Origin of the sequence: Streptomyces sp. B6B3 (genome assembly GCF_039871525.1) — a bacterium.
Lineage (GTDB): Bacteria > Actinomycetota > Actinomycetes > Streptomycetales > Streptomycetaceae > Streptomyces.
On record NZ_JBDPLU010000070.1, the window covers coordinates 1 to 1,036 of the forward strand.

Below are 1,036 nucleotides of genomic sequence, written 5' to 3' on the forward strand. Positions count from 1 at the left end.
GACGAGCTGCGGTCTCGCCACGTCGCCGACTACCAGCAGTACTTCGGCCGGACCGCCCTGGATGTGGGCAGCACCGACGCCGCCGAACTGCCCACGGACCAGCGGGTGGCGGGTTTCGCGGGGGGTGACGATCCGCAGCTGGTGGCGCTGTTCTTCCAGTTCGGTCGGTACCTGCTGATCTCCTCCTCCCGCCCGGGCACCCAGCCGGCCAACCTCCAGGGGATCTGGAACGATTCGCTCAGCCCGGCGTGGGACTCGAAGTTCACGGTGAACATCAACACGGAGATGAACTACTGGCCCGCCGGACCGGCCAACCTGATCGAGATGCTGGACCCGGTCCTGGACCTGGTCGACGACCTCGCCGTGGCCGGCCAGGAGACCGCCCGTGTCCAGTACGGCGCCGGCGGGTGGGTGTGTCACCACAACACCGACGGGTGGCGCGGCACCGCGCCGGTGGACGGCGCGGTGTGGGGCATGTGGCAGACCGGCGGGGCCTGGCTTGCGTTGTTCGTCTGGGAGCACTACCGGTTCACCGGGGACCTCGACGCCCTCCGCGCCCGCTACCCCGCGTTGAAGGGCGCCGCGCAGTTCTTCGTCGACTCGCTCGTTGAGGATCCGGGCACGGGCCACATGGTGACCTGCCCGTCCAACTCTCCGGAGAACCCGCACCATTCCGGCGTCTCGGTCTGTGCCGGCCCCACCATGGACATGCAGATCATCCGCGACCTGTTCGCGGCGGTCGCCCAGGCCTCGACCCTCCTGGAGACCGACGCGGACTTCCGCGACACGGTGACGGGTCTGGCCGGTCGTCTGGCGCCGACGAAGATCGGCGGTCAGGGCCAGGTCCAGGAATGGCAGGCCGACTGGGACGCGGGCGCCCCCGAACAGGGCCACCGCCATGTCTCCCATCTCTACGGCCTGCACCCCAGCAACCAGATCACCCCCACCGGCACCCCCGAGCTGGCCCAGGCCGCCCGGGTCACCCTGGAACGACGCGGCGACGCCGGCACCGGCTGGTCCCTCGCCTGGAAGATCA

1 pseudogene is annotated in these 1,036 nt (G+C 70.2%); it reads left to right on the forward strand.

The window, feature by feature from the left end:
* Positions 1-1,036, forward strand: a pseudogene (locus tag ABGB06_RS39400) (glycoside hydrolase family 95 protein); the annotation flags it as partial.